A 19,134-nucleotide genomic window follows, 5' to 3' on the forward strand; every position below is an offset into this window, starting at 1 on the left:
GCGGGGGCACTTCCACCACGGGAGTGCCCCTCGCGGCCCCGCCGCCTGTGGCGGGGCGGACGGACACGGAAAGGCACTGCCGGACACGGCCGGGCCGGGTCGCGAGACGGGCGGGGTCGCCGGAGGGACGGAGCGGGCGGTACGGGACGGAGCGGGCGGTAGCCCTCAGGAACCGGCGCCGCTGACCCGGTAGACGTCGTAGACGCCCTGGATGTTGCGGACGGCCTTCAGGACGTGGCCCAGGTGCTTGGGATCGCCCATCTCGAAAGTGAACTTGCTGATCGCTACCCTGTCCCTGGACGTCGTCACCGACGCCGACAGGATGTTGACGTGCTGGTCGGAGAGGGTGCGGGTCACGTCGGAGAGCAGCCGGGGCCGGTCGAGCGCCTCGACCTGCAGCGCGACCAGGAACACCGAGTCGTCGGCGGCGGACCAGGCGACCTCGACCAGGCGGTCGGGCTCGGACTGGAGCTGGTCCATGTTGGGACAGTTGGTGCGGTGCACCGACACGCCGTGCCCGCGAGTGACGAAGCCCACGATCTCGTCGCCGGGCACGGGGGTGCAACATCGCGACAGGCGTACCCAGACGTCGGAGTCGCCCGCGACGACCACTCCCGCGCCGCCGCTGCCGCGGGGGCGCCCGCGCAGCTTGGTCGGCACGGAGGTCTCGGCGATGTCGTCCTCGGCGCCCTCGACTCCCCCGATGGACGTCACGAGCTTCTGCACGACCGTCTGCGCGGCCACGTGGCCCTCACCGACGGCCGCGTAGAGCGCGGAGACGTCCGGGTAGCGCAGGTCCCTGGCGAGGGCCAGGAGGGACTCTCCGGACATCAGGCGCTGCAGCGGCAGGCCCTGCTTGCGCATGGCGCGGCCGATCGCCTCCTTGCCCGCCTCGATCGCGGTCTCGCGGCGCTCCTTGGAGAACCACTGCCGGATCTTGTTGCGGGCCCGGCCGGACTTGACGAACTTCAGCCAGTCGCGCGAGGGGCCCGCGTCGGGCGACTTGGAGGTGAAGATCTCCACCGTGTCGCCGTTGCCCAGGCGCGACTCCAGGGGCACCAGGCGGCCGTTGACCCTGGCCCCGATGCAGCGGTGGCCCACCTCGGTGTGCACGGCGTAGGCGAAGTCGACGGGCGTCGCGTTCTCCGGCAGGGCGATGACCTGGCCCCTGGGGGTGAAGACGTAGACCTCGGAGACCGACAGGTCGAACCTGAGCGACTCCAGGAACTCGCCCGGGTCGGCGGTCTCCTTCTGCCAGTCGAGGAGCTGGCGCAGCCAGGCCATGTCGCTGGCGGGCTTCAGCTTCGTCCCGGGAGGACCGGAGACGGTCATGTCCTCCTTGTACTTCCAGTGCGCCGCCACGCCGTACTCGGCCCTGTGGTGCATGCCGTGGGTGCGGATCTGCAGCTCCACCGGCTTGCCCTCGGGGCCGATGACCGTGGTGTGCAGCGACTGGTACATGTTGAACTTGGGCATCGCGATGTAGTCCTTGAACCGGCCGGGGACCGGGTTCCATCGCGCGTGGATCGTGCCGAGCGCCGCGTAGCAGTCGCGGACCGAGTCGACCAGCACCCGGATGCCGACCAGGTCGTAGATGTCGTCGAAGGCGACGTCCCTGGCGATCATCTTCTGGTAGACGGAGTAGTAGTGCTTGGGGCGGCCCTTGACGGCCGCGCGGATCTTGGCGTCGCGCAGGTCTCCGGAGACCTTCTCGATGACCTCCTGCAGGAACAGGTCCCTGCGCGGGGCCCGCTCCGACACCATCCGGGCGATCTCGTCGTACCGCTTGGGATAGAGCATGGCGAACGCGAGGTCCTCCAGCTCCCACTTGATGGTGTTCATGCCCAGCCGGTGGGCGAGCGGCGCGAAGATCTCCAGCGTCTCCCGCGACTTCTGGTGCCGCTTGTGCTCGGGCAGGTAGCGCATGGTGCGCATGTTGTGCAGCCGGTCGGCGAGCTTGATCACCAGCACCCGGATGTCGCGGGACATCGCGACGACCATCTTGCGTACGGTCTCGGCCTCGGCCGCGGCGCCGAACTTGACCTTGTCGAGCTTGGTGACGCCGTCGACCAGCAGCGCGATGTTGTCGCCGAAGTCCGAGCGCAGCTCGTCGAGACCGTAGGCGGTGTCCTCGACGGTGTCGTGCAGCAGCGCCGCGCACAGCGTCTCGTCGTCGGTGCCGAGCTCGGCCAGGATCGTGGCCACCGCCAGCGGATGGGTGATGTACGGGTCACCGCTCTTACGCTTCTGGTCGCGGTGGTGGTAGGCGGCCACGTCGTAGGAGCGCTCGATGAGCCGCAGGTCCGCCTTCGGGTGGGTCGCGCGGACCGTCCGGAACAGCGGCTCCAGGACCGGATTCATGCCGCCACCCCACTGTCCCCCAAAACGTGCGAGCCTTCGCCTTACCGCCGGCTTCTCCTCGGCGGCTCCGGACATGGCGGAACCGGCATCGCCTGCTGGGACGGCCGTCTCGGGACCGCCACCGCCGGCGGTCGCGTCGGGGACGACCACATCACGGGGCACTCAGACTCCTTACGTTCGAGTCCAGATCCCTCAGTGTATCCAGACGGGGTTGTGTGCATTTGTCCGCGGGGTCGATCAGACGACGACGAGGGGGTGCAACTCCACGTCGGTCAGGCGCTCGCGGCCCTTGAGGAAGGCCAGCTCCATGAGCACGGCGATCGCAACGACGTCGGCGCCCGCCCTGCGGACCAGCTCCACCGCCGCGCGCGCCGTACCTCCGGTGGCGAGCACGTCATCGACGATGAGGACGCGCTCCCCGGGGGTGAAGGCGTCCCGGTGAACCTCGATGGTGGCGGAGCCGTACTCCAGATCGTAGGACGCCTCAAGCGTCTCAGAGGGCAGTTTGCCTTTCTTCCGTACCGGGACGAAGCCCGCGCCCGCCCGAATGGCGACCGGGGCGGCCAGGATGAACCCCCGCGCCTCGATTCCGACGATCTTGTCCACCTCGTACAGCCCGGCCAGCTCCTCGGTCACCGCGGTGAACGCCACCGGGTCGGCGAGCAGGGGGGTGATGTCCTTGAACAGCACTCCGGGCTGCGGGTAGTCGGGCACGTCGCGGATGCGGTCGAGGATCAGGCTGCTCAGCTCGGTCATGGTCGGCGCTCCTGTGGAGATCTCGGGGTGGGAAACACCGGGGGGCCGGTGGTGCCGGGGGCGGTGGAGAAGGCGGGGAGGTACGGGAAAGGCGCAGGGAAACCGGGAAACCGGGGAACCGGGGAACCGGTGGCGCCGGAGAGAGCGGGAAGGTGCGGGAGACACCGGAAAACGGTGGCGCGGGGAAGGCTGCGACAGGTAAGGAAAACGCCTCCGCTCCCTGTGCGGGGAGCGGAGGCGCGGACGTGCTCGTGCTTACTTCTTCCTCCGCTTGTCACCGGCCGGAGAGGTCCGGCTGGCGACCGTGGCGGCACCGTTGGAGGCCCCGGCCCCGTTGGAGGCCCCGGCGGTGACCGGCTGGCGCACCGTCTTGACCCCGGAACCGCCTCCGTGCGCGGCGAGCCTCTTGGCGATCTCGGTGTAGAGCGTCTCGCGCTCCTTCAGCGTGACCAGCAGCGGCGTCGCGACGCACAGCGAGGAGTAGGTGCCGACGATCATGCCGACGAACAGCGACAGCGACAGGTCCTTCAGCGTTCCCGCGCCGAACAGCGTGGTGCCGATGAAGAGGATCGCCGCGACCGGCAGGATCGCCACCAGGGTGGTGTTCAGCGACCGGATCAGCGTGTGGTTCAGCGCGTTGTTGGCGGCCTCGGTGTAGGTGATCTTGGAGGTCCTGCCGATCTTGGCGGTGACCTCCTTGATCATGTCGAAGACGACGACGGCGTCGTACAGCGAGTATCCGAGGATCGTCAGGAAGCCCAGCAGGGTCGCCGGGGTGACCTCGAAGCCGGACCAGGCGTAGACGCCGGCGGTGATCACCAGGTCGTGCAGCAGCGCCACGACGGCGGCCAGCGCCATCTTCCACTCGAAGGCCATCGTCAGGTACAGGATGATCGCCAGCATGAAGACGATGAGTCCGATGACGGCCTTGTTGGCCACCTGACCGCCCCACGAGGCACCGATCACCTGCAGGTTGACCTGGTCCACCGGCAGCTTGAACGCGGTGGAGACGGCCTTCTGCATCTTGGTGACCTGGTCGGCCGGGAGGCTCTCCGTGGTGACCCGCCAGCCGTTCTGGGTCGTCTGCGCGATGACCTGGTGCGCGCCGGCGTCGGTGAACGTGGCGCGCACCTGCTCGATGTTGGCGGTCGGCGCCTTGAAGGAGAAGACCGACCCGCCCTTGAACTCCACACCCAGGTTGAGGCCGTTGAAGACCAGACCGGCGATGGAGATCACCAGCAGGATTGCGGAAAGGGTGTACCAGAGCTTCTTGCGGCCGACGAAGTCGACGTCGACCTCGCCCCGGTACAGCCGGCGCGCGATGCCGGACATCAGGCCTCCTGCGGAACGGTCTTGGGAGCGACGGGAGCCTCACTCATGCGCTCGGCGTCGAGCCCGGAGAGCTTGTGCCCCTTGGCGAAGAACTTCAGCTTGGCCAGCATCGCGACGAACGGCTTGGTGAACATGAACACCACGGCGATGTCGATGAGCGTGGTCAGGCCCATGGCGAAGGCGAACCCGGCCACACCGCCGACCGCCAGGAAGTAGAGCACCACGGCGGCGATGAACATGACGGCGTCGGCGATGAGGATCGTCCGCCGGGCGCGGACCCAGGCGACCTCGATGGCCGTGCGCAGCGAGCGCCGGCCCTCCTTCATCTCGTCGCGGATCCGTTCGAAGTAGACGATGAACGAGTCCGCGGTGATACCGATCGAGACGATCAGTCCGATGATGTGCGGCAGCGAGAGGCGGAAGCCCGCGAACGTGCCGAGCAGCACGACGGACTGGTAGGTCACGACCGTGGCCACCAGGAGGCTCAGCACCGACACGATGCCCAGACCCCGGTAGTAGAGCATCGAGTAGACCACGACCAGCAGGAGGCCGATCGCGCCCGCGATGAGACCGCCGCGCAGCTGGTCGGCACCCAGCGTGGAGGAGACCTCCTCGATGGAGCTCTTCTCGAACTTCAGCGGCAGCGCGCCGTACTTGAGCTGGTTGGCCAGCTCGTCGGCCGTCACCTGGGTGAAGCTGCCGGAGATCTGCGCCCGGCCGCCGTTGATGGGCTCCTGGATGACGGGTGCGGAGATGACCACGCCGTCGAGGACCATGGCGACCTGGTTGCGGGGAGCCTGTGAGTTGAAGGCGGTGGTGGTGACCTTCGACCACTGGTCGGGGCCCTGGCCCTTGAAGGCGAGCTGGACGAGCCACTCACCGGTGGTCTGGTCGACGCCGGAGGACGCACTGTCGATCGAGGTGCCGGTCACGGCCGCCTTGTCCAGCACGAACTTGGTGCTGCCGTCCTGGCTGCAGCCGACGTACTGCTTGTCCGGCGCGTCCTGGGCGCCCACCCCCGCGTCCTTGGCGCAGTCGAGCGTCTCGAACCGCTTGAGCGCCGCGGGGTCGATGCCGGTGGTGTCGACGCCCGCCATGGGGTCGTCGGGCGACGTCGGCGGGGCCGTCGGCGGGGCGCTGGCGTCCGGGGCCGCGCTCTTGCCCGGCTTGGCCGACTTGTCACCCTTGTCGCCGCTCGGCTCGGCGGAGGGCGCGGGAGTGGCGCCGGGGCTCGGGTTGGTCAGCGCCGACGACAGGGCGCGGCCGGCCGGGGAGGCTCCCGTGTCGGGCGCGGCGGTCGCGCCGGGCTTCGGAGTCCCCGACTCGGCGGGCTCGGACTCCTTGTCGCCCTTGCGCCCGGAGGCGGTGGGCGAGGGAGTCGGCGTCGGCGCCTGGGTGGAGAGCTGGCCCGGGGGCGGAGGCGACCCGGCCCCGATCGCCAGCACTTGGCGGAACCTCAGCTCCGCGGTGGTGCCGACCAGCTTGACGACTTCCTCCTGGCCAGCTCCGGGAACGGAGATGACGATGTTGTCACCGGATTTGGCGACCTCTGCGTCGGAGATGCCGCTGCCGTTCACCCGCTCGCGGATGATGTTCACGGCGAGGTCGAGGCTCTCCTGTGAGGGAGCGCTCCCGTTCGGCGTGACGGGCTGCAGCGTCACGGTCGTGCCGCCGGCGAGGTCGAGGCCATACTCCGGGGTGTACGCCTTGTTGAGGAGCATCGCCCCGCCCATGGCGAGAATGATCGCCAGAAGCACCAGGAGCATGCGCCCCGGTCTGCTCTGGCCGCTGGTCGGTCGGGCCACTGGTCGTCAGTTCTTTCGGTTATAGGGGGTTGGAGGTGAGGCTACTCACGGCTTCTTGCTCGTCGTGTCGTGGTCTGCACCCTGCTGTTCCGCCGTCTCCACGACACCGTGGTCGACAGCCTTGACATTCTCCTCCTCCGCGTCGTCAACGGGAACCAGGACACGGCCGATGGCCGCCTTGACCCAGCGGGTCTCCACGCCGGGGGCGATCTCCAGGATCACGTCGTCGGCGTCGATGGCCACCACGGTCGCGAAAAGACCCGTCGTGGTCATGACGCCGGTGCCCGGCGTGAGACTGTTCTGCATCTTGACCTGCTCCTGCTGCCGCTTGCGCTGCGGCCGGATGAGCAGGAAGTAGAACACCACGACCATGAGAGCGATCATGATCAGGCTCGAATAGTTGCCGCCCACAGGGCCGCTCCCTCTCTTGAGATTGACCGGCGGAAGCCGGACGTCACATACGGCCACGCCGCTCAGCACGTCAGCCTACACAGCCAGCCAAGGCTCGGAGTTTAGGCGAGCTGTTAAGAGCGCGGCAACGAAGTCACGTTTTGGCGCGCAGGGAAGTTCCCATTTCGATACGGTTGTCATCGATCTGTGATCAATTCTGTACGACTTCCCTACCGACTCCCAACGTTAGACGGCCCCGAGATCATCCTCAAGATCGATGAGAAACGAGGCTCCGAAGGCGTCCGGCGGGGGCGTCAGCCCCAGATGTGTCCAGGCCGCCGCGGTCGCCACCCGGCCACGGGGGGTGCGGGCCAGCAGTCCCTGCCGCACCAGGAACGGCTCGGCGACCACCTCCACCGTCTCCGGCTCCTCCCCCACCGCGACCGCCAGTGTCGACAGCCCCACCGGCCCGCCGCCGAACTTGCGCAGCAGCGCCCCGAGAACCGCCCGGTCGAGCCGGTCGAGCCCCTCGGCGTCGACCTCGTAGAGGTTGAGCGCGGCGGAGGCGACATCCCTGGTGACGACGCCCTCGGCGCGCACCTCGGCGAAGTCGCGGACCCGGCGCAGCAGCCGGTTGGCGATGCGGGGGGTGCCCCGGGAGCGGCCGGCGATCTCGCGGGCGGCGTCGCCGGGGAGCGTGACGCCCAGCAGGCGCGAGGAGCGGTGCAGCACCTCCTCCAGCTCGGCGACCCCGTAAAAGTCCATGTGCGCGACGAAACCGAAGCGGTCGCGCAGCGGCGCGGGGAGCATGCCGGCCCGGGTGGTGGCGCCGACCAGGGTGAACGGAGCGATCTCCAGCGGGATCGCGGTCGCCCCAGGGCCCTTGCCCACCACGATGTCGACGCGGAAGTCCTCCATCGCGAGGTAGAGCATCTCCTCGGCGGGCCTGGCCATCCGGTGGATCTCGTCGATGAACAGGACCTCGCCCTCGGAGAGGGTCGACAGGATCGCCGCGAGGTCGCCGGCCCGCTCCAGCGCGGGCCCCGAGGTGATCCTGAGGGGCACGGAGAGCTCGGTCGCGATGATCATGGAGAGGGTCGTCTTGCCCAGCCCGGGTCCGCCGCTCATCAGCACGTGGTCCGGTGGCCGGTTGCGCCGCAGCGCGCTCTGCAGCACCAGCGACAGCTGCTCGCGCACCCGCGCCTGGCCGATGAACTCCTCCAGCCGCTTGGGCCGCAGCGCCGCCTCGATGTATCTCTCGTCGCCCTCGGCGTCCGGCGACACCAGATCACGGTCGGAACTCACGCCGCCCCTCCCCTGCTCGCCGCGCGGCGGAACCGCCGGAGCCCCTCATGGCACCGCGCGACGGCCCCGCCCACCGTCTCCCGGCACACGTCTCGTACGGCGCGCTCGCCCCTCATCGCACGCTCAGCGCGCGGAGCGCGGCCTTGAGCAGGGCCGCCACCTGCGGGGTGCGGCCCTCGGCCAGCTCGGCGTCGGCCTGCGGCTCGACGGTGGCGACCGCCTCGTCGGCGTCTCGCCCCGAGTAGCCCAGACCGACCAGCCCGGAGTGGACCTGGGCGCGCCAGGCGGGCGCGGCGGCGCGGCCGTCGAGCGCGGCGCTGACGGCCTCCTCCGGCGTGCCGAGCTTGTTCTTGAGGTCGACGATGATCCGCTGGGCGCCCTTCGGGCCCACCCCGGGGACCCTGGTCAGCGCCTTGACGTCGGCGGAGGCCACCGCCACCCGGAGCGCGTTGGGAGTGTGCACGGCCAGCATCGCCAGGGCGACCTTGGGGCCGACCCCGCTCGCCGTCTGCAGCATCTCGAAGATGGCGCGCTCGTCGTCGGTGACGAAGCCGAACAGGGTGAGCGACTCCTCGCGGACCACCAGCGAGGTGGCGAGCCTGGCCTCCTCGCCCGTCCTGAGCGTCGCCAGCGTGCCCGGCGTGCAGTGCACGAGGACCCCCACCCCGCCGACCTCGACGACCGCCCCGTCAGCGGCGATCGCGGTCACCTGTCCTCGCACCGAGGCGATCACTTCGCGGTTCCTCTCGGGTGTCCGGCCCTGCCACGGCCTCGGAAGTAGGCGGCGGGGGTGGTGGTGGCGCTCGCCGCCTTCGCGGCGGCCTCGGCCAGCCTGCTCTGGGCCCCGCCCCGCCACACATGGCAGATCGCGAGGGCGAGCGCGTCGGCGGCGTCGGCGGGCTTGGGCATGGCGTCCAGCCGCAGCAGGCGGGTCACCATCGTGCCGACCTGCTGCTTGTCGGCCGTGCCACTGCCGGTGATGGCGGCCTTGACCTCGGACGGCGTGTGCAGCGCGACCGGCAGGCCCCTGCGGGACGCGCACAGGATCGCCACGGCGGAGGCCTGCGCGGTGCCCATCACGGTCCTGAGGTTGTGCTGGGCGAAGACCCGCTCCACGGCCACCGCGTCGGGCCGGACCTCGTCGAGCCACCGCTCGATGCCCGTCTCGATCGCCACCAGCCGGGCGCCGATCTCGTCGTCGGCGGGGGTGCGGACGACCCCGACCTTGACCAGGCTCAGCGGCGCGCCGGGCCGCCCCTCGACGGCGCCGAGCCCGCATCGGGTAAGCCCGGGATCGACCCCCATCACCCGCAACTCGGGCAACCGCACCGACACGCCTCCGCTCGCCGAACACCTGTTCGGTGGCAGACTCTACCGCGTGGGAGCGGCCCGCGCACGGCTCTTCCCCGGCCCGCCGGAGGGGCCGCGAGCGGGTCCCGGGCTCACAGGTGCTGGGCGGCGGGTTCCGCGTCCTCGTCGTCCTCGTCGTCCTCGTCGCTCTTCTTGTCGCGCAGCCGGTCCAGGCGGTTCATCACCGGCGAGGCCGAGATCCCGTGGATGGCCAGGGAGGCCAGCACGGTGAAGGCGACCACGGCCCAGAGCTCCTCGGCGGGCACGCCGAAGTCGGCCTGGCCGAGGGCGTAGGCGAGGTAGAACAGCGAGCCGATGCCGCGGATGCCGAAGAACGCCGTCGCGACGCGCTCGCGCGGTCCCGCCCTGCCGCCCAGCTCGGCGAGCCAGCCGGTCAGCGGCCGGATGACCAGCAGCAGCAGTAGTCCGACCGCGGCGCCCCGCCAGGTGAGCGCGGACAGGCCGCCCATCGCGACGAAACCGCCGAGCAGCATGATCAGCCAGGCGGTGAACAGCCGCTCGAGCTGCTCGATGAAGCCGTGCAGCACCCCGTTGTAGCCGTGGCTGCGCTCGGCCGCCCTGATGGTGCAGGCGGTCACGAACACCGCGATGAAACCGTAGCCGTGCACCAGCTCGGTGAGGCCGTAGGCCAGGAACGTCGCGGCCAGCGCCACGAAGCCGTCGCGGTGCTCGGCCAGCCGCAGGTCGGACTTCTGGGCGCGGAAGAAGAGCCGCCCCAGACCCTTGCCGATCAGCAGGCCGCACACCACGCCCGCGGCGCACCGGTAGAGCAGGTCCACCAGCGTCCACTCGGCGACCCAGCCGACACCCCCGCTGACGGCCAGCGCGATCGCGGCGTACACCAGGGGGAAGGCCAGGCCGTCGTTGAGGCCCGCCTCGGAGGTGAGGGTGAAGCGGACCTCGTCGTCGGCCTTCTCCGAGTCGACGGGCTCGCCGACCTGCACGTCGGAGGCGAGCACCGGGTCGGTCGGCGCGAGCACCGCGCCCAGCAGCAGCGCCGCGGCCAGGGGCCAGCCGAGCAGGCCGTACGCCGCGGCGGCCACGGCGAGGACGGTCAGCGGGAGCGTCCACCCCAGCAGGCGCCAGGTCGAGGACCAGTCGCGCCGCCCGAAGGGCCGGTTGATGGCCAGCCCGGCGCCCATGAGCGAGATCAGCACGCAGATCTCGGTGGCGTGCTCGACCAGCGCCCGGTGAGCCACCGGATCGGGATCGGGCAGCTCCAGGGGCAGGACATAGAGGAGGAGGCCGCCCAGCAGGCAGGCCAGCGGGAGCGAGAAGGGACGGCGGTTGAGGAGCCGCGGCAGCGTGGCCGCGAGCAGCGCGGCGACGCCCGCCACGGCAAAGATCAGGTCAGGATTGCCCATTGTCCGCGTGATATGCCCTTGACCACGCGGACAAACCTCGCAGACAACACGAGGTCACACCGAATGGCCCGGGTTACGCGTCGAGCTTCTCCATGACCTCGTCGGAGACGTCGAAGTTGGCCCAGACGTTCTGCACGTCGTCGCTGTCCTCGAGGGCGTCGATCAGCCTGAAGACCTTGCGGGCGCCGTCCTCGTCCAGCGGGACGTTCATCGTCGGCATGAAACCGGACTCGGCCGAGTCGTAGTCGATCCCGGCCTCCTGCAGGGCCTTGCGGACCGGGACGAGGTCGGTGGCCTCGGAGACGACCTCGAACTGGTCGCCCAGGTCGTTGACCTCCTCGGCGCCCGCGTCGAGGACCGCGACCAGCACGTCGTCCTCGGCCAGCTCACCCTTGGGGACGAGCACGACGCCCTTGCGGTTGAACATGTAGGACACCGAGCCGGGGTCGGCCAGCGAGCCGCCGTTGCGGGTCAGCGCGACGCGGACCTCGGAGGCGGCGCGGTTGCGGTTGTCGGTGAGGCACTCGATCAGCACCGCGACGCCGCCGGGGGCGTAACCCTCGTACATGATGGTCTGCCAGTCGGCGCCGCCGGCCTCCAGGCCGCCGCCGCGCTTACGGGCACGCTCGATGTTGTCGATCGGGACCGAGCTCTTGCGCGCCTTGGTGATGGCGTCGTACAGCGTCGGGTTGCCGTCCGGATCGGGTCCGCCGGTCCGGGCCGCGACCTCGATGTTCTTGATGAGCTTGGCGAACAGCTTGCCGCGCTTGGAGTCGAGCGCGGCCTTCTTGTGCTTCGTCGTCGCCCATTTGGAGTGGCCGGACATCGCCTAGAGCTCCCTCACCATCTCAGCGAAATATGAATGCACACCGACATCCCCGGTAAGTTCCGGGTGGAAGGACGTGGCGAGCAGCGGTCCTTGGCGGACCGCGACGATCCTATCCCCAGGTTCGGCCAGCGCCAGCACTTCGACCCCCGAACCCACGGATTCCACCCAGGGCGCGCGGATGAAGACGGCCCGCATGCCGCCGCGGCCGGCGAAGTCGACGTCGGCCTCGAAGGAGTCGACCTGGCGGCCGAAGGCGTTGCGGCGGACGACCATGTCGATGCCGCCGATCGTCTGCTGACCTTCGATCCCGCCCTCGATCCGGTCGGCCAGCATGATCATTCCGGCGCAGGAGCCGTAGGCGGGCATGCCCGCCTTGATCCGCATCCGGAGCGGTTCGAGCAGGTCGAAGGTCTCGGCGAGCTTCCACATCGTGGTGGACTCGCCGCCGGGGATGACGAGGCCGTCGACCGCCTCCAGCTCACGGGGACGCCGTACGGTGACCGCTCTGGCGCCCACCGCCTCCAGGGAGCGCACGTGCTCGCGCACGTCTCCTTGCAGCGCGAAGACGCCGATCGTGGGGACGATGGTCACCGGTGGTCCTTCCCGTCCGGGTGAGATGCCCCTTCAGCGTATGGCCACCCCTCGTACCGGCCCAAACCGGTTTACGCTCCGGCCCGGCACGGGAGTCCGGGGCCGTCGCGCCCCCCTCCTCCGGCCGGGGAAGCCGCGGTTCCCCGGCCGGAACGCGTCACGGGTGCCCCGCTGAACGTGCGGCGGGGCACCCGTGACCATGGGTGTCAGGTGATCTCCGGTGATCGCGACGAGGTCAGGGACGCTTGGTCTCCAGGTCCACGGTCTCCTGGATCCAGTCGATCCCGGGGGTCCTGGCGGCCGAGGGGTCGACCGGGCGCAGGTAGGTCCGCTGCACGCCGGGGACCCGGTCCTCGATCACGAAGGTCGCCTTGGTGTGCGCCGCCGAGCCCGGCTGCGTCACCTGCGGCAGCACCTTGAAGTCGGCGGTGAGCCGGTCGCGCTCGATCCGGGTCATCACGTAGCCGCGCTGGTTGTTGTAGAACTTCAGGTGCGGGTTGATCGTCAGGTACGGGTGGGTCGCCGGGTCGGAGTCGAGGCCGTCGCCGCCCGTGGTGATGGACGAGGCGACCAGCTCGGAGCCGACCGTGCGGGTGGTGGGGTCGTCGTAGTCGAGCTTGAGGTCGCTCGCCCAGTGGGCGTGCACGTCGCCGGTGAGCACCACCGGGTTGCGCACCTCGGCGTCCACCCAGCCCTGGGTGATGCGCTGCCGCGAGGCGACGTAGCCGTCCCAGGCGTCCTGGCTGGTGATCTTGGCGGGCCCGGCGTTGTTGTCGCGCTGGGCGAAGAAGACCTGCTGGCCGATGACGTCCCAGCGCGCCTCCGAGCGCCGCATGCCGTCCAGCAGCCAGCGCTCCTGCGCCTCGCCGGTGATCGAGCGTGCGGGGTCGACCGCCGCCGGGCAGTCCTTGTAGCCGTCGCCGCAGCCCTGGTCGCTGCGGTACTGGCGGGTGTCGAGCATGTGGAAGGTGGCCATCCTCCCCCACCGGACGCGCCGGTAGAGCTGCATGTCGACGCCCCGGGGGATGGAGGCGCGCCGCAGCGGCATGTTCTCGTAGTACGCCCTGAAGGCCGCCTCGCGCCGGGCGAGGAAGTTCGGCTGGGGCACCTCGGGCTTCTCGGGCACCTCGTCGGCCCAGTTGTTGTCCAGCTCGTGGTCGTCCCAGACGACCAGCCAGGGGGCGGCGGCGTGCGCGGCCTGCAGGTCGGGGTCGGTCTTGTACTGGGCGTGCCGCTGGCGGTAGTTCGCCAGGCTCTCGGTCTCCGGCCCCTCGTGGTGGCGGATGTTGCCGCCGGGGATGGTGTAGGTGTCGCGCCGGTACTCGTACTGGTAGTCGCCCAGGTGCAGGATCAGGTCGGGCCGCTCCTCCGCCAGGCGCCGGTAGGCGGTGAAGTAGCCGTGCTCGTACTGGGCGCAGGAGACGAAGGCCATCGCCAGGGCCGAGCCGTGGGAGAGGGCGTGCGGGGCCGTCCTGGCCCTGCCGATCGGCGAGACGTACGGGCCGACCTTGAAGCGGTACCAGTAGTCCCTGTCGGAGGGCAGCCCGTTCAGCTCGACGTGGACGCTGTGGCCCCACTCGGGAGCGGCCGTGGCCACGCCCCGGCGCAGCGGGCGGCGGGCCCTCTCGTCGCCGTAGACGTGCCACTCGACGGCGAAGGGCCGGGCGGGCATGCCGCCCAGGCCGTCCTCGGCGAGCGGCTGGGGTGCCAGGCGGGTCCAGATCACGAAGCCGCCGGAGTCGGGGTCCCCGCAGGCGACGCCGAGCGTGAACGGGTCCGAGCGCAGGCCGCGGGAGGCCAGGGACACCAGAGAGTCAGCGCTCTCCTGGGCGGGTCCGGGATCGGCGTGCGCGGCGGCGGGGATGCCCGCCGCCGCGCCGGCCGCGATACCGGTGACGAGAAAGGACCGGCGGGTGAACTTCGACAAGGGAAACCTCCCGGGTGATCGGGCTCGAACGCCCGTCAGCCTCGCGGAGCACCATGACTGAGGAGTTAACTCCCTCTGTCAGGGAAAAGACGATCTCCATGACGGAGATCGCCTTTTCCCGGTTCTCCGGAGTTCCCAGGGGTCCCCTGGCGTCCCCGTCCGCTCTACCAGCCGCGCTCGGCGAGCCGGTGCGGGGCCGGGATGTCGTCGACGTTGATGCCGACCATGGCCTCGCCCAGACCGCGGGAGACCTTCGCGATGACGTCGGGGTCATCGTAGAAGGTGGTGGCCTTGACGATCGCGGAGGCGCGCTCGGCGGGGTTGCCGGACTTGAAGATGCCCGAGCCGACGAACACGCCCTCGGCGCCGAGCTGCATCATCATCGCCGCGTCGGCCGGGGTGGCGATGCCGCCGGCGGTGAACAGCACGACCGGCAGCTTGCCGGTCCTGGCGACCTCGGCGACCAGCTCGTACGGCGCCTGGAGCTCCTTGGCCGCGACGTAGAGCTCGTCCTCGGGGAGCGAGCCCAGGCGCTTGATCTCGCCCCTGATCTTGCGCATGTGGGTGGTGGCGTTGGAGACGTCGCCGGTGCCGGCCTCGCCCTTGGAGCGGATCATCGCCGCGCCCTCGGTGAGGCGGCGCAGCGCCTCGCCCAGGTTGGTCGCGCCGCAGACGAAGGGCACCGTGAACTGCCACTTGTCGATGTGGTTGGCGTAGTCGGCCGGGGTGAGCACCTCGGACTCGTCGATGTAGTCGACACCGAGCGACTGGAGCACCTGGGCCTCGACGAAGTGGCCGATGCGGGCCTTGGCCATGACCGGGATCGAGACGGCGGCGATGATGCCGTCGATCATGTCGGGGTCGCTCATCCGGGAGACGCCGCCCTGGGCGCGGATGTCGGCGGGCACCCGCTCGAGCGCCATGACGGCGACTGCGCCGGCGTCTTCGGCGATCTTGGCCTGCTCGGCGTTGACGACGTCCATGATGACGCCGCCCTTGAGCATCTCTGCCATGCCGCGCTTGACCCGGGCGGTTCCGGTGACGGTGGTCTCGCTGACTTCGGGCGTGCTGCTGGACACGGTCTCTACCTCACGACGGCTGGCTGCGGATCACGGGCCGTCCGCGGGGACGGCCACTACGCTTCCATCGTAGGCGCTGGCGGCCCGCCCCCTTACATGACGTCTTGTCGCTGTCGGGCGATCTTCTTGGACAGGATGTAGGGCTCGCGCGTCAGGGAATGACGGGTTTGGCGGAGGCGAGCACCACCCAGACCTGTCCCGGGGCGAAGTTCATCGCCTCGCCCGCCTCCGTGGTGAAGACGGTGCCGTCCTTCTCCTTGGGCCGCGACCAGCGGGCCTTGAACGCCTGGCCGTCGCGGAGCACGATCGCCCTGCCCTTGCCGGTGCTGTGCACCAGCGGGGTGTAGCTCTGGTTCTTGTCGTGGAACTGCGAGCGCTCCGTCTTGGTGTACTGCACGACGATCGTGGGCGCGCCGAGCTGGCCGCCCTCGGCCGCCATGTCCTTCTTGCCGTCCTGCCAGATCAGCCACTTGCCCGCGGCCTCCGACCAGCGGAAGGTGAAGCTCGCCGCCGGGTACTTGACGCTGTACGTCTTGCGCGGCACGCCGCCCTCGGGCGCGTCGCCGAAGGTGAACCCGATGTCCTTGGCCCTGCTCGCCTTGGGCGCCCCGGCCAGCAGCCGCTTGGTGTTGGCGAACAGGTTGTAGGGGGCGAAGCGTCCCGGCTGGCGGAAGTACGCGCCCGGCTGCCTGCTGTCGGAGACGTCGAAGAGCGGCGCCTCGGCGATGAAGGGGAGCATCTTGGTCTGCGCGCCCGAGTAGGCGAAGGCGGGCCTGCCGAACTGCGGGACGATGTGCAGGTCGGAGATGCGGGCACTGCGGACCGGGCCGACCTTGGCCGGGATCTTCGAGGAGAAGATCGCCATCAGGCGGGTCAGGCCCGCCTCGACCTGCTCGACGTAGACGACGTCGGCGCTCTTCAGGCCGAGCTGCGGCTTGCCCGCCGAGGTGTTCTCGATCTTCACCGCGAGCACCGCCCTGCGGGCCGCGCCGGGCAGGCCGGTGAAGGGGTGCGTCGGCTCGGGCGTGGGCGTCGGGGCCGTGCTGGGCTCGCCGGCCGCGCCCGCGGGGCTGCCCGGGGCCGGATCGTCGGAGGAGCAGGCGGCGGCGGGCGCCAGGACCGCGACTCCCGCCAGCGTGACGGCGATCATCCGGGACACCCGCACGGCTCATCTCCTCAAGTCGGCCACTCGGTCACGTGGCCACCCAGTCATGAATCGCCAAGAGCTTACCGGTGTCCGACTTGTCAGATACTCCGGTTCATACACGCCTTAATCATCGTTATTCAGCTGCCAGGGCCTTCGGAGGCGCGTCGTCGATCTCGAAGAAGCCCGGATACTCGGTGTGCCCGGCCAGCCGCAGCGTGCGGGCCAGCCAGCGGCGCTGCGCCGTCCGGGTGACCCCCACCGCGTTGTTGTAGAACCTGCGGGAGTAGAGGACCTTGGCCACGGCCGCGTCCAGCTCCTCCAGCAGGTCGGCCCCCGCGGGGGTGTCGGCCAGCCGGTCGCGGAAGCGCTCCTGGTCGACGACTGCGCGCAGGGCGCGCGACAGGTCGCTCTCGGCGTGCTCGCGCTCCTCGGGACCCGCGGTACGGGCCTCGTGGGCGGCCGCGGCCAGCACCAGGCTCGTCGCCGGGTCCAGCAGCCGGGAGGCCGCCAGCTCCAGGCTGACGGCGGTCCGCCGCACCAGGGCGGCGTCCAGGGACTCGCGGGCCAGCTCCAGCCGGATGTGCATCCGGTCGAGCCGCCCCGCCCGCCAGGAGATGTAGACGGCGAGGAGCACCACGATCGCGCCCACCACCAGGATCAGCGTGGTCGTCACGGCCTGTCGCCCCTCACGGCCGCGCCCTCACCGTCTCTCACGGACCCGACGACGGCCCCCGCCGCGTCCGGCACCGTGCTCGCCGCAGAGTCCGCCACGGAGTCCGCCGCAGGGTCCGCCGCAGGGTCCGTCACAGGGTCCGCCAGGGAGTCCTCCTCGACCCCGGCCGTGCTCGCCACCGTCTCGTAGACCCGCAGGACGTCGCGGGCGACCGTCGACCAGTCGTACTTGCGCACGGCGAGGCGGGCCTTCTCCGACAGTTCGGCCCGGCGCCCGGGGTCGTCGAGCAGCGCGGCGGCCTCGCGGGCGAGCGACCTGGCGTCGCCCGTCTCGAACAGGGCCCCCGCCCGGCCGTCGTCGAGCACCTTGCGGAAGGCCGGGATGTCGCTCGCCAGGACCGCCGCGCCGGCGGACATCGCCTCGGTCAGCACGATGCCGAAGCTCTCACCGCCCAGGTTGGGCGCGCAGAAGACGTCGACCGTGTGGTATGCGCGTACCTTGTCCTCCTCGCTGACCATGCCGAGCAGGCCGATCCGGTCGTGGAAGGCGGGCGGGACCCGCTCCAGCACCTCGTCGGCGTCACCGGGCCCGGCCAGGAGCAGGCGCAGCGCGGGCCGCTCGGCGGCCAGCAGGGCGAACGCCTCCAGCAGCACCGGCAGGCCCTTGCGCGGCTCGTCCATCCTGCCGAGGAAGCCGATCACCTCGCCCTCGTCCCAGCCGGGCAGCGGCTCGCCCTCGGTGTAGCGGCTCACCGTCACCCCGTTGGGGATGAGCACGGCGTCACCGCCCATGAACTCGACCAGGGTCTTCCTGGCGGCGTCGGACACGGCGATCCTGCCGCCGATCTTCTCCAGCGCGCTCATGATCACCGGCACCCCGACCGAGAAGGAGCGGGAGTTGCCGTACGAGGCGTGGAAAGTGGCCACGATCGGCCCCCTGGCCACCCAGCAGGCGAGCAGCCCGAGCGAGGGGATGGCCGGCTCGTGCACGTGCAGCACGTCGAAGCGGCCCTCGCGCACCCAGCGGCGCACCCGGTTCGCCGACAGGAACCCGAACGACATCCTGGCCACCGACCCGTTGAACGGCACCGGAACGGCGCGGCCCGCCGAGGTCACGTACGGGGGCAGCTCGGCGCCCTCCGCGGCCGGGGAGATCACCGAGACGTGGTGGCCGTCGGCCATGAGCGCCTCGGCCAGGTCCTGGATGTGCACCTGGACGCCGCCCGGCACGTCCCACGTGTAGGGGCAGACGATACCGATCCTCATGGCCTGCTCTCCCGGGTCTCCCGGGGCTCCAGGTCCTCGAGCCAGAGGCGCTGGAGCATGTGCCAGTCCTCGGGGTGCTCGGCGATGCCCTTCTCGAAGACGGTGGCAAGGCTCTGCATGACGACGGCCACCTTCTCCTTCCTGGTGCCCTCGGCCGGGATCGCGATCTCCTCGTGGAACTGCAGCCCCCAGCCGTCCTCCTCGAAGTAGGGGATCGCCGGGATGAGGGCGGCCCCGGTGTGCACGGCCAGCAGGCCGGGACCGGCGGGCATCCGGGTGGCCGAGCCGAAGAACTGCACCTCGACCCCGTTCGCGGTCAGGTCGCGCTCGGCGGGAAGGGCGACCGGCAGGCCCGCACGCAGGCGCTGCGCCAGGGTGCCGAAGGTGTGGCCGTCACCGCCGGTGAGCGGCAGCACCTCCATGCCGAGCCCCTCGCGGAAGGCGGTGTAGCGGTGGAACAGCGACTCGGGCTTGAGCCGCTCGGCGACCGTGGTGAACGGGTGGCCCGTACCGGCGAACCAGGCGCCCGCCTGGTCCCAGTTGCCCATGTGCGGCAGGGCCATGACGACGCCACGCCCCCTGGCGAGGTTGTCGTAGACGGGCTCGGCCCCGACCACCCGCATGCGGGAGACGATCTCCTCGATGGGGATCGAGGGCAGCCGGAACACCTCGTGGAAGTAGCGGAAGTAGGAGCGCATGCCGTCGCGGCTGAGCGCCCGGATCGCCGGGTCGCCGGGCGAGGTGCCCTTGACCCTGGCGAGGTTGGCCTCCAGCCTGAGCACCGACTTGCCGCGGCGCCTCCACAGCCGGTCGGCGGCGGCGCGGAAGGCCCAGGCGGTGAGCCTCTCGGGCAGGCGGGGCACGACCGTCCAACCGGCGCCGAACGCCGCGGCGACGAGACGATCCTGGGGGGAGGGCTTGTCGGTCATCGATCTTTCC

Annotated in this window: 17 protein-coding genes; all 17 read right to left on the minus strand. The window is 70.6% G+C overall.

The window, feature by feature from the left end; all coding sequences use genetic code 11:
- Window positions 1-165: 165 nt before the first annotated feature.
- Complete coding sequence (locus ACTOQ2_RS31285) at window positions 166-2,361, minus strand: RelA/SpoT family protein (protein ID WP_362675580.1); 2,196 nt, start codon at window positions 2,359-2,361, stop codon at window positions 166-168.
- A gap of 237 nt (window positions 2,362-2,598) precedes the next feature.
- Window positions 2,599-3,117, minus strand: coding sequence for an adenine phosphoribosyltransferase (locus tag ACTOQ2_RS31290; RefSeq protein ID WP_440104433.1), 519 nt, complete (start codon window positions 3,115-3,117; stop codon window positions 2,599-2,601).
- A 255-nt stretch (window positions 3,118-3,372) separates the two neighbouring features.
- Window positions 3,373-4,449 carry a protein translocase subunit SecF gene (gene secF, locus ACTOQ2_RS31295; RefSeq protein WP_440104434.1) on the minus strand — a complete coding sequence of 359 codons (1,077 nt, stop codon included), beginning with the start codon at window positions 4,447-4,449 and terminating at the stop codon, window positions 3,373-3,375.
- Entirely contained in the window at window positions 4,449-6,215 is a 1,767-nt protein-coding gene (gene secD, locus ACTOQ2_RS31300) for a protein translocase subunit SecD (protein ID WP_440104435.1), read from the minus strand. The genes secF and secD overlap by 1 nt, the downstream gene beginning before the upstream one ends.
- An 84-nt stretch (window positions 6,216-6,299) precedes the next feature.
- A complete protein-coding gene (yajC, locus tag ACTOQ2_RS31305) occupies window positions 6,300-6,665 on the minus strand; it encodes a preprotein translocase subunit YajC (protein ID WP_362846673.1) in 366 nt (121 codons plus the stop codon).
- Window positions 6,666-6,890: 225 nt separating this feature from the next.
- On the minus strand, window positions 6,891-7,949 hold the full coding sequence (gene ruvB, locus ACTOQ2_RS31310; protein ID WP_440104436.1) for a Holliday junction branch migration DNA helicase RuvB: 1,059 nt from the start codon (window positions 7,947-7,949) through the stop codon (window positions 6,891-6,893).
- 112 nt (window positions 7,950-8,061) lie between these two features.
- Window positions 8,062-8,682 (minus strand): Holliday junction branch migration protein RuvA, encoded by a 621-nt coding sequence (ruvA, locus tag ACTOQ2_RS31315; RefSeq protein WP_440069849.1) that lies wholly within the window; start codon window positions 8,680-8,682, stop codon window positions 8,062-8,064.
- Window positions 8,679-9,263 (minus strand): crossover junction endodeoxyribonuclease RuvC, encoded by a 585-nt coding sequence (gene ruvC / locus ACTOQ2_RS31320; RefSeq protein WP_440104495.1) that lies wholly within the window; start codon window positions 9,261-9,263, stop codon window positions 8,679-8,681. Before ruvC ends, ruvA begins: the two co-directional genes overlap by 4 nt.
- 128 nt (window positions 9,264-9,391) lie before the next feature.
- Window positions 9,392-10,684 carry a cation:proton antiporter gene (locus ACTOQ2_RS31325; RefSeq protein WP_440104437.1) on the minus strand — a complete coding sequence of 431 codons (1,293 nt, stop codon included), beginning with the start codon at window positions 10,682-10,684 and terminating at the stop codon, window positions 9,392-9,394.
- A gap of 73 nt (window positions 10,685-10,757) precedes the next feature.
- Complete coding sequence (locus ACTOQ2_RS31330) at window positions 10,758-11,510, minus strand: YebC/PmpR family DNA-binding transcriptional regulator (protein WP_362675604.1); 753 nt, start codon at window positions 11,508-11,510, stop codon at window positions 10,758-10,760.
- A 3-nt stretch (window positions 11,511-11,513) separates the two neighbouring features.
- The gene (gene pdxT / locus ACTOQ2_RS31335) at window positions 11,514-12,104 is read right to left on the minus strand and encodes a pyridoxal 5'-phosphate synthase glutaminase subunit PdxT (RefSeq protein WP_440069853.1); all 591 of its coding nucleotides are present in this window, start codon (window positions 12,102-12,104) and stop codon (window positions 11,514-11,516) included.
- Window positions 12,105-12,339: 235 nt separating this feature from the next.
- A complete protein-coding gene (locus ACTOQ2_RS31340) occupies window positions 12,340-14,031 on the minus strand; it encodes an alkaline phosphatase D family protein (RefSeq protein ID WP_440104438.1) in 1,692 nt (563 codons plus the stop codon).
- A gap of 164 nt (window positions 14,032-14,195) precedes the next feature.
- A complete protein-coding gene (pdxS, locus tag ACTOQ2_RS31345) occupies window positions 14,196-15,110 on the minus strand; it encodes a pyridoxal 5'-phosphate synthase lyase subunit PdxS (RefSeq protein WP_344749964.1) in 915 nt (304 codons plus the stop codon).
- Between the two features lie 151 nt (window positions 15,111-15,261).
- Complete coding sequence (locus ACTOQ2_RS31350; RefSeq protein WP_440104439.1) at window positions 15,262-16,275, minus strand: DUF3048 domain-containing protein; 1,014 nt, start codon at window positions 16,273-16,275, stop codon at window positions 15,262-15,264.
- 115 nt (window positions 16,276-16,390) lie between these two features.
- Window positions 16,391-16,930 carry a hypothetical protein gene (locus tag ACTOQ2_RS31355; RefSeq protein ID WP_440086421.1) on the minus strand — a complete coding sequence of 180 codons (540 nt, stop codon included), beginning with the start codon at window positions 16,928-16,930 and terminating at the stop codon, window positions 16,391-16,393.
- On the minus strand, window positions 16,927-18,195 hold the full coding sequence (locus ACTOQ2_RS31360; protein ID WP_440104440.1) for a glycosyltransferase family 4 protein: 1,269 nt from the start codon (window positions 18,193-18,195) through the stop codon (window positions 16,927-16,929). Before ACTOQ2_RS31360 ends, ACTOQ2_RS31355 begins: the two co-directional genes overlap by 4 nt.
- A complete protein-coding gene (locus ACTOQ2_RS31365; protein WP_440104441.1) occupies window positions 18,192-19,124 on the minus strand; it encodes a phosphatidylinositol mannoside acyltransferase in 933 nt (310 codons plus the stop codon). Before ACTOQ2_RS31365 ends, ACTOQ2_RS31360 begins: the two co-directional genes overlap by 4 nt.
- Window positions 19,125-19,134: the final 10 nt, after the last annotated feature.

It is taken from the genome of Streptosporangium sp. H16, assembly GCF_051918855.1.
Lineage (GTDB): Bacteria > Actinomycetota > Actinomycetes > Streptosporangiales > Streptosporangiaceae > Streptosporangium.